This is a genomic window from Planosporangium mesophilum (assembly GCF_016863255.1).
GTDB classification, from domain to species: Bacteria; Actinomycetota; Actinomycetes; order Mycobacteriales; family Micromonosporaceae; genus Planosporangium; species Planosporangium mesophilum.
In genome coordinates, this window is the sequence record NZ_BOON01000056.1 from 1 (window position 1) to 9,061 (window position 9,061).

Here is a 9,061-nt window from a genome sequence, read left to right on the forward strand (position 1 = left end):
TCCCTCGGTGGCACGCCGCCCGCCGGTTGGCTTGGGAAGGTCGGCCAACTCTCAGCGCAGGCCGCCCATCAGCCGCCGGATGGCGGGGCCGGCCAGGCCCAGGATGACGCCCAGGGCGATCGCCACGGCACCCAGCACGCCGAAGTACGCGGTCTCATGGTCGGAGCTGTAGTACCTCGCCAGGAAGCCGGACATGGCGGTACCCAGCGCCACCGACAGGAAGAACAGCGCGACCATCTGGGTCTGGAACGCCTTCGGCGCGAGCCTGGTCGACAGCGACAGCCCGACCGGGGACAGCAGCAGCTCCGCGATCGTGAAGACGAGCAGGATGCCGACCAGCGCGAGCAGCGGCGTGCCGTGCGGCCCGCTGCCGGCCAGCGGCAGGAACAGCAGGAAGCCGACGCCCATCAGGATCGTGCCGGCGGCGAACTTAGCCGGGGTGGAGGGCTGGCGCGGGCCGAGCCTGGTCCACAGCGCCGCGAACGCCCCCGCGAGCAGGATGATGAAGATCGGGTTGATCGACTGTACCCACGATACCGGCATCTCCCAGCCGAAGAGGGTCCGGTCCAGACGCTCGTCGGAGTAGATGGTCACGACGGTGAACTGCTGCTGGTACAGCGACCAGAACACGGCGCTGGCGACGAACATCGGGATGAACGCCAGCACCCGCCGCCGCTCGACCGGGGTGATCGCCCGGCTGGAGAGGATCACCGCGAAGTACGCCAGCGCCGCGACCACGCTCAGCCCGACGACCACGTCCGCGAGCCGCCGGGCGGGCAGCGCCCCGGTGAGGGCCAGCACCGCGACGAGTACCGCCACGGCGACGGCGACCCCGGCCGCGAGGAGGCGGCGGGACGCGGGCAGCGGGTGAGGTACCTCCCGCGCGGCACCGGTGAGCCGCCTGCGGCCGAGGCTGTACTGGATCAGCCCGAGCGCCATGCCGACCGCGGCGAGGCCGAAGCCGTAGTGAAAGCCCAGCTTCTGCTGAAGCAGCCCGGTCAGCAGCGGCCCGACCAGGGCGCCGAGGTTGATGCCGAGGTAGAACAGGGCGAAGCCGGCGTCGCGGCGGTCGTCGCCCTCGGCGTACAGGGAGCCGACCAGCGAGGTCGCGTTTGCCTTCACCCCGCCGCTGCCGAACGCGATCAGTACCAGGCCGACCCCGACCCCGACGAGGCCGGGCAGGACGGCGAGCGCGATGTGCCCGCACATGACCAGTACGGCGCTGTAGAACAGGACCCGCTCCGAGCCGAGCAGCCGGTCCGCCAGCCAGGCGCCGAGGACGGTGGAGAGGTACACCAGCCCGCCGTAGGCGCCGACGATGCTGGTGGCGGTGTTGCGGTCGATACCCAGGCCGCCCTGCGAGGCCGAGTAGTACAGGTAGATGAGCAGGATGCCCTGCATGCCGTAGAACGAGAACCGCTCCCACAGCTCCACGCCGAACAGGTTGGCCAGCACGCGCGGCTGCCCGAAGAACGTCTTCTCCTGGCGGGGCGCCCGCATCGCATCGATCACCGTCATAGCCTCCTCCTACCCCGCCGTTGTCCGAACCAGTCCCACCTACCCGGTGGGCTCCAGACCGCCACCGGCGCGCTCCGCGATGCCGTGGTCACCTCAAGCAGCCGTGGTCACTTCAACAGCCGCGGTCACTCAAGCAGCCGTGGTCACTTAAACAGCCGTGGTCACTCAAGCAGCCGTGGTCACTTAAACAGCTGTGGTCACTTCAAACAGCCGTGGTCACTTCAAGAAGTGGTCATCTCTACGGACCTGCAAGCCAACGACCAGTGACTTCGTCAGCCAATAGTAGCGAGTACGCAATCTTTGCCGTCTCGCAAGTTGTGCGGGACAATGGCGCGCGTGAGCCCTACCCGGCCCGAGCGCGCCGATCGCGAAGCTCCCAACGCCGTCGGCGCCGTTCCGACCGGCGCCGACACAGCCGGCGCTGACGAGGTCGAGGCCGTCATGCTGGCGGCGCGGGTCCTGATCGGCGTCGCCGCCCGGTCGGTCGCCGAGTTCGCGGAGGAGATCACGCTCCCCCAGCTGCGGATCCTCGCGATGGTGGCGAGCCGGCGGTCGCTGAACCTGGACGCGGTGGCCCGGAGCCTGGGCGTACACCCCTCCAACGCCACCCGCGCCTGCGACCGCCTCGTCCGGGCCGGCCTGCTGAGCCGGCGCGACGACCCGGTCGATCGGCGCAACGTGATGCTGGAGCTCAGCGACGCGGGGCGCGATCTCATCGAACGGATCATGAGCCACCGCCGGGAGGCCGTCGAGAGCATCGTGGCCCGGATGCCGGCCAGGCACCGCCGGGCCCTCGGGCCGGCGGTGCTGTCGTTCGCGGCGGCGGGCGGCGAGATCCCCGACAGCGAGGCGTGGTCCCTGGGCTGGCTGGCCGAGGTACCCGAGGGCGGCGAACTGGAGCAGGCCATGCGGAAGGCCACCAAAGCCCTGAGATAACGCCGTTTATCACATGGGTACCCGCAATCGTTGTGGCGTACGGTCCACCCGGAATGTCAATACGCCGCGTTACCGATCGCACCGGCACAGACCCGTGATGGGTCAGGTGTAGATGGACCGCTGCACCCGTTGGACGGTCGCCCGGTACAGGTCGCCCAGGATCGGGCGCCAGCGGGCCAGCGCGGCGCGCGCCGCGTTGGCGCCCGGCCCGCCGTGCACGCCCCCGCCGGGATGCGCCGACGCGCTGGCGAGGTACAGCCGGTCGACCGGGGTGTCGGCCCGGCCGAGGCCGACGATCGGGCGGAAGAACAGTTGCTGGTACACCGCCGCCGAGCCGCCGTTGACGGCACCGCCCTGCAGGCTCGGGTTCTCCTCCTCCAGCTCGTCCGGGCCGGTGACCCGGCGGCCGACGACGACGTCGGAGAACCCGGGGGCATGGCGCTGGAAAACCGCCTCGATCCGGTCGACGTGGTCGTCGATCTCGTCCGTGCTCCACCGCCGCCGGTGCGGCAGGTGGGTGTACGACCACAGCGACTCCGTACCCGCGGGTGAGCGGGTCGGGTCGGCGGTGGTCATCTGGCCGACGAGCAGGAACGGCGCGCGGGGCCGGCGGTTCGCCTCGAGCTCGCCCGCGTACAGGCCCAGGCCCTCGACGTCGACGCCCAGGTGTACCGTGCCGGCGCCGGCCACCGCCTCCGTGGTCCACGGCACCGGCTTCGACAGCGCCCAGTCGACCTTGAGCGTGGCGTAGTCCCACTGAAAGCCGCGCAGGTCCGCCAGCAGCCGCCGGGGCAGGTGACCGGCGGCGACCAGGTGCCCGTACAGCGCCGGGGCCGGCACGTCACACAGCACCGCACGGCGGGCCCGGAACAGCCGGCCGTCTCCGCAGCCGGCGCCGAGGGCCCGGCCGCCGCCCACGATCACCCGGTCGACCGTCGCACCGCAGCGGACCTCACCGCCGCGCGCCCGCAGCCGGTCCAGTAGCGCGTCGGTGATGCGCTGCGCCCCACCGACCGGTACCGGGAAGCCGTACTGCTGGCCCACCATGCACAGCAACCAGCCGAACGCACCGCTGGCGGCGTCGGTGGGCGCCAGGTTGGTGTGCAGCGCCATCCCGCTGACGAGGACCTTCGCCCCCTCGCCGTCGAACACCTCCTCCCCCAGTGCCCGGGCCGACGCCAGGAACCGGCGCGCCAGCCGCAGCAGGTCGGCCACCGACTCCCGCCGCAGCAGCCGCAGCGACGGGCGAATCGGCGGGAACGGGCGCAGGATCGCATCCATCAACGGATCGCTGATCCGCAGCCACCGCTCGTACAGTCGCAGCCACCGCTCGCCGTCGCCGGGCGCGAACTCGTCCAGCGACGCGGCCGTGCGCCGGGGATCCCGGTTGAGCACCGCGGCTCGCCCGTCCGGCAGCAGGTGCGCCGCCACGTCCGGGGCGTGCGTCCAGCGCAGCCCGTGCTCGCCCAGCTCCAGCTCCCGCAGTACCGGGGAGGCCGCGCCGAACGGGAAGAACGCGCTGCACAGGTCGGACAGGTACCCCGGCGCCGCAAGCTCGGCGGAGCGGACCGCCCCGCCGGGGACGTCGGTGGCCTCCAGTACCAGCACGTCCCAGCCGGCATCGGCGAGGATGTTGGCCGCGACCAGTCCATTGTGGCCAGCGCCGACCACGACGGCGTCCACCGTCTCGGTCGTCATCCGCACGCTCCTCTAGTCAGGTACGGTCCCGTGTCGGACACGGTCCCTGGTCAGGGGTGGTCCCTGGTCAGGGGTGGTCCCTGGTCAGGGGTGGTCCCTGATCAGGGGTGGTCCCGCAGCTCGATCGCGTTCGCCGCCTTCCGGATGCCGCCCATCATCTTGCTCCTGCCCGGCAGGTGCGGCAGCAGACGCATCAGCTGGCTGCGAAGCCGGATTTCCTTCGAGTACGGGCTGCAGCGGCTGCTCGTACCACAACCACGGCCTGGACGAGTGCCCCAGTTCCCGATAGCCCCGTTGGTTGCCAACCTCCGATCCGATCATCGGAGTCGTAAAAAATTTTCGAAGCCCCTTGTCCGCATAGGCATCGATGTGAACCAATGAAGGCCACATCCTTGCGGGAGGGGCCCGATGTCTGGTTCGCCGTCGTTTGATTCGCTGCCATCTGGTTCTTTGCCGCCCGGCTCGCCGCAATCGGGCTCATCAGGGCCGCTGCCGTCCGGACCGCCGCAATCGGCCTCATCAGGGCCGCTGCCGTCCGGACCGCTGCCGTCCGGGCCGCTGCCGTCCGGGCCGCTGCCGTCCGGACCGCTCTCGCGTCGCGCCCTCCTGCGGGGTGCGGCCGTTTTCAGCGCAGCGGCGGCGGTTCCGTTCGTCGCGGATACATTTGCCGCCACACCAGCGTTCGCCGCCGTGAACCAGCCAGACATCGCCAACTGCGCGGCCTGGGGCGCGCGGCCACCGTCGCCGTCGGCCATCACCGTCCTCCAGAACCGCCCGAACAAGATCATCGTGCATCACACCGCGTTCCCTAACTCGACCGACTACAGCCAGGCGCACGCGTTCGCGAACTCGAGGGACATCCAGAACCTGCACATGGACAACAGGGGTTGGGGCGACTCCGGTCAGCACTTCACCAACAGCCGCGGCGGGTGGCTGACCGAGGGGCGCCACGGCAGCCTGTACGGGCTACTGCACGGCCAGACGATGGTCCAGGGCGCGCACTGCGTCGGCCAGAACAACCAGGCCATCGGTATCGAGAACGAAGGCACCTATCTGGAGGTGCAACCGCCGCAGGCGTTGTGGAACAGCCTGGTACTGTTCTGCGCGTTCACCTGCCAGCAGTACGGGATCCCGCCGACGGAGATCTACGGGCACAAGGACTTCAACAACACCGAGTGCCCGGGCCTCCTGCACGATCGACTCCCCGAGCTGCGCTCGGCGGTGGCCGCTCGACTCGGCTGAGCCGCCGGCTTCCCTGCCCCCGGACGCGCCCCCCGGACGCGCCGCCCCGCAGCGGGACGGGACGGACTCGATGACAGAGACACCGACCGGGACACCAACCGGGGAACACCAACCGGGACGCCGACAGATACGGTGCTGCTCGACCTGTTGGCGCGGCGGCATCGTGGTGTACTCGTCACGCTCAAGCGCGATGGCGGGCCACAACTGTCCAACGTCGGCCATGTCTACGACGGCACCAGGCGCAGGATCCGAATCTCGAGTACGGACGACCGCGCGGAGGTACGGAACCTGCGACGCGACCCACGGGCCAGCTTCTACGTCACCACTGACGATCAGCGCCGGCGGAAGAACAGTCTGATGGCGGTCCCCGGCCCCCACGCGCGGACGGAGGCATCGTCGGAGAGGCTGCGGGCCAACCACAGGCCACGGCCGCTCTCCAGGTGATCACCGGGTGGGCTGTAGCCGGCGCTGATGTCGTGGAGTCCGGGGCCGGTGTCGGCCACCTCCCACACCAGGTCCCGCCCGTCCGACCAGGTGCTCACCTCTGCCGCGCCGGCGGCCCGTACCGCGTTGGCGACAAGCTCGTGCAACGCGATCATCATGTCGTCGTGCCGGGCTTCCCACCCGTCGGGGGCGGCCTCGCGGACGGCGGCGCGGATCTGCCTCGCGCTGGTGGCGAACATCGTCGCGGCGATGTCGGGCCGGGCGTACCAGCCGGGTTCGACCGAACTCAGGTACGCGCCGGTCTGCTCGTACGCCGACGAGGCCACCGGCGCCGACCCGTTCCAGGTCAGAGGGTGGGTGCGGAGGACGTCGTCGATGATGTCCGGGGCGAGCCGCCGCCGGTCGTGCAGGCACAGGCTGTAGTACGGGAACGTGGCGTAGCAGTCGTTCGCCACGGCCTCGTACCGGCTCCAGACGCGGCCGCCCTCGGCGGCCAGCCACACCGGCTCACCGATCAGCCGCCACGGTCGGTCGGCGGCGAGGAGGCGGCGCAGGTCGCGGTCGTACGCCTGGAGGGTCGTGGCGGCGTCGCCCCGCCACCAGGTCTCGGCCTCCCCGAGCACCGCCAACCGGGCCAGGTCTCTGCCGAGGGCGCTGCCGAGCGCGTCCCGTACGGTCTCGGTGGCGACGACGATGACGGGCTCGTCGCGCTCGAGGCCCTCCACCACGAACGGCACGCAGCGGTCGATCATCGCCTCGTCCTCGTGGAACACGAAAGCCTCGTGCGCGAAGGCGTCGCCCAGCCAGGTTCCGGTCATCGCCACAGCGTGACCACCGGCTCGGCCGCACAGCCCGACGCATTCAGTCCCACCGCGCTACCGTACCCGGCGTACATCCGCACATTGTGGGCTGCCCAACGAGCTATACGCCGATGCGGATTTTCCCGGTCTTTACCCGACTCTGCCTGGTCCGACCCGCCCCTGCCGGGGTGCCGCCATCGGAGCCGCCCGGTGCCCGGGGCAGGAGACAGCCCCACCGGCGCCGACGGCCATGGGCCCGTGCGCCTGCTGCCAGGGAACGCGGGCACGGACGGCCGAAGGGACCGATGACCTGGGCCGTTGGACCCTCCCGGCGCTATCCGGCCCGGATGAGGGTCGAGGCATGGTCGAGAGGGGCACGGCCGAGAGGGGCATGGTCGAGAGGGGCATGGTCGAGAGGGGCACGGCCGACAGCGGGAACGACCATCGGATCGTGGTTGGAGTCGACGGTTCGGAGCCGTCGAAGCACGCGCTGCGGTGGGCTGTCCGCCAGGCCGAACTGACCGGCGCGTGGGTGGACGTGATCAACGCGTGGGAGGTCCCGCCCCTCGCCGGAGTTGCGCCCATTCTCGAGATCGGCGCGGAGAGCACGGCGCTGGCCAGGGCCGGTGAGCAGACCCTGGCCGAGAGCGTCGCCGAGGTGGCGGGTGGACTCCCCCCGGCGCCCATCCGTACCAGGGTCGTGCACGGACCTCCCGCCGTCGCGTTACTGCAGGCCGCCGAGGGCGCCGACCTACTGGTACTGGGCTGCCGCGGGCACGGTGGGTTCATCGGCGCCCTGCTCGGCTCGGTCAGCCAGTACTGTGTCCAGCACGCGGACTGCCCGGTCGTCGTCACCCGGGGCACGCACTGCACCGATCGCTGAACCCGTCACCGCCGCGCCGGTACCGTCATGCCGGTACCGCCACCTCGGCGGCCGCGCGGCGTGCGGCGGCCGCGAGCGGCCCGTCGGCCGGCACACCGATCCTGACCGCGACCATCGGGTACCCACCTCCGCCGAGCAGTTCGCGCAGCAGCATCCGGGTAGCGGCCGCCTCGATCACCTCACTGATCGGCAACGCTCCCAGCCGCTCGTCGGTAGCGGTCAGCAGCACCGCCGACAGCGCCTCCCCGGCGGCCAGCCAGTCTCCGCGACGGTCCTCGTCGGCTACCAGCACCGCGTAGCACGCGTGCCGCTCCACGAGGTCGCGCGGGCCAGTACCGGACAGTCCGCCGAGGCCGCCGCTCCGCAATGGCGCGAGCCGCAGGCCATGATCGGGCCCCGTGCCCTCTGGGATAGCCATGCTGTCCGGGATGACCGTGCCCACCGGGATGACCGTGCCCACCGGGATGACCGTGCCCACCGGGATGACCGTGCCCACCGGGATGACCGTGCTCTCCGGGATCGGGGCCGACGGATCTGCGAACTCGGCCGCACTCGCCGCGATCGCGAATTTGATCACCTCGTCCGGACGCAGCAGCCGCAGGTGGACGCCCTGTACCTCGGCCGCCTCGCGCAGCCGGTCAACCGCCGGTGGCGGCACCTCCACGTCGGCGAAGGGGCCGTGGTCGGTGTGGCGCAGCGCCATCGCCAGCCGCAGGCGCACCGCCGCCCGCTCCGGCGTACCTGCACCGTCCACCCGGATACGGGCCAGCAGATCAGGGTCACCCGCGTCGGGCAGGCGGGCGACGTCGATGACGAAACCGTCACCGGCCAGGGCGGTACACGCGTGGTGCAGCGCGGTTCCGCAGCTGATCGTCAGCAGCCGGCCGTCCGGATCGACCACGGCGACCTGGCGCTCCCAGTCGGCGCGCAACTCCGCTACGTCGTCGGCGATCCGCCATCGCCACGGCTGACTGTTGCAGATCGACGGCGCTCGGCCGGCGGCGACGGCTGCCTGGGCGAGCGCGCGGGTAGCCGAGTGCCCCTGCCTCGCGGCGCCCGCGTCGGTGAACTGAATCATGGCCATCCGGTCCCCCCTCCTGCCGTCAACTCTGGCGCACGCGCCACCGTCGGCGAAGGGCCATCAGACCTGTTTCCGGACCGGCGAGCGCCCCTTCCGCCTGGGGCGGTACGCCAGTCCGCGGCATCCCGGGCCGCAGCATCCCCGCCCCGATATCTGGTATCCGGCATCCCACCGCCCCGGCACCCCACCGCCCCGGCCTTCGGCTGCCCCGGCCTTCGGTTGCCCTTGCAGCCTGGTGCCCCGACATTCCGGGCTACCCGGTGGAGCAGTGCCAGGCTTGCGGCGACGCATGATCCAGCGATCACGAAGTGCGTCACGCATAGCCGTACCGCCCGGCGCGGGCCACCATGCGCCACAGTGGAAACGCTCCTCTTGGCGGCCGACCTCGACCGCCGCCGGCCCCGCGCGTCGATCCGCTCGCGTAGCAGTTCGGCGTGACCGTGCCTTACCGGGCCGGGT

8 protein-coding genes are annotated in these 9,061 nt (G+C 71.3%); 4 read left to right on the forward strand and 4 right to left on the reverse strand.

The window, feature by feature from the left end:
- Positions 1 to 51: 51 nt before the first annotated feature.
- A complete protein-coding gene (locus tag Pme01_RS26250) occupies positions 52 to 1,518 on the reverse strand; it encodes a peptide MFS transporter (RefSeq protein ID WP_168116139.1) in 1,467 nt (488 codons plus the stop codon).
- 336 nt (positions 1,519 to 1,854) lie between these two features.
- On the opposite strand from Pme01_RS26250, the gene Pme01_RS26255 reads away from it, so the two are divergent.
- Positions 1,855 to 2,454: a MarR family transcriptional regulator gene (locus Pme01_RS26255; protein ID WP_203935877.1), complete on the forward strand. Its 600-nt coding sequence runs from the start codon at positions 1,855 to 1,857 to the stop codon at positions 2,452 to 2,454.
- 102 nt (positions 2,455 to 2,556) lie between these two features.
- Here Pme01_RS26255 and Pme01_RS26260 read toward each other — a convergent pair whose 3' ends face one another.
- Entirely contained in the window at positions 2,557 to 4,152 is a 1,596-nt protein-coding gene (locus tag Pme01_RS26260; RefSeq protein ID WP_168116138.1) for a phytoene desaturase family protein, read from the reverse strand.
- 690 nt (positions 4,153 to 4,842) lie between these two features.
- Between Pme01_RS26260 and Pme01_RS26265 the strand changes: the two genes are divergently transcribed.
- Together Pme01_RS26265 and Pme01_RS26270 are read left to right on the forward strand one after the other, a co-directional pair.
- Positions 4,843 to 5,394 (forward strand): peptidoglycan recognition protein family protein, encoded by a 552-nt coding sequence (locus Pme01_RS26265; RefSeq protein ID WP_239088476.1) that lies wholly within the window; start codon positions 4,843 to 4,845, stop codon positions 5,392 to 5,394.
- A 132-nt stretch (positions 5,395 to 5,526) separates the two neighbouring features.
- On the forward strand, positions 5,527 to 5,838 hold the full coding sequence (locus tag Pme01_RS26270) for a pyridoxamine 5'-phosphate oxidase family protein (RefSeq protein ID WP_168116136.1): 312 nt from the start codon (positions 5,527 to 5,529) through the stop codon (positions 5,836 to 5,838).
- Here Pme01_RS26270 and Pme01_RS26275 read toward each other — a convergent pair.
- Entirely contained in the window at positions 5,727 to 6,656 is a 930-nt protein-coding gene (locus Pme01_RS26275) for an anti-sigma factor RsbA family regulatory protein (protein WP_168116135.1), read from the reverse strand. The genes Pme01_RS26270 and Pme01_RS26275 overlap by 112 nt on opposite strands.
- A 433-nt stretch (positions 6,657 to 7,089) precedes the next feature.
- On the opposite strand from Pme01_RS26275, the gene Pme01_RS26280 reads away from it, so the two are divergent.
- The gene (locus Pme01_RS26280) at positions 7,090 to 7,521 is read left to right on the forward strand and encodes a universal stress protein (RefSeq protein ID WP_239088477.1); all 432 of its coding nucleotides are present in this window, start codon (positions 7,090 to 7,092) and stop codon (positions 7,519 to 7,521) included.
- A gap of 25 nt (positions 7,522 to 7,546) precedes the next feature.
- On the opposite strand, the gene Pme01_RS26285 is transcribed toward Pme01_RS26280, so the two are convergent.
- Positions 7,547 to 8,605 carry a nitroreductase gene (locus tag Pme01_RS26285; RefSeq protein ID WP_203935878.1) on the reverse strand — a complete coding sequence of 353 codons (1,059 nt, stop codon included), beginning with the start codon at positions 8,603 to 8,605 and terminating at the stop codon, positions 7,547 to 7,549.
- Positions 8,606 to 9,061: the final 456 nt, after the last annotated feature.